At 78.0% G+C, this 250-nt stretch carries 1 pseudogene; it reads right to left on the bottom strand.

What is annotated here, in order from left to right:
• Nucleotides 1–250: pseudogene (locus KVS71_RS18055) on the bottom strand (molecular chaperone DnaJ); the annotation flags it as partial.

Genomic DNA, 250 nt, shown 5'->3' with positions numbered 1-250 from the left:
GCGGATACGGAACAGCTCGTGGCCGCCGATGGCCCGCGCCCCGGGGACGCCCTGCCGCAGCACCATCGCCAGCGCGCTGCGCCGCACCACCCCGACCGGGACGCCGCGGTTGCTGCCGAGCGGGGTGACCGCCTGGGCGAGGCCGTCGTCGGGGAGCACCACGATCGCGCCGCCGAACTTCACCTTCGCGCCCTTCGCCACCGCGCGCATCCGGGCGAGAGCCGCCGTGACCGGGGCCCGGGTGCCGAGG

The sequence above is a fragment of the Microbacterium sp. GbtcB4 genome, assembly GCF_019091465.1.
GTDB classification, from domain to species: Bacteria; Actinomycetota; Actinomycetes; order Actinomycetales; family Microbacteriaceae; genus Microbacterium; species Microbacterium paraoxydans.
Note: the sequence above shows the minus strand (reverse complement) of the source record. Positions and strands in the feature narration are given on the sequence as shown.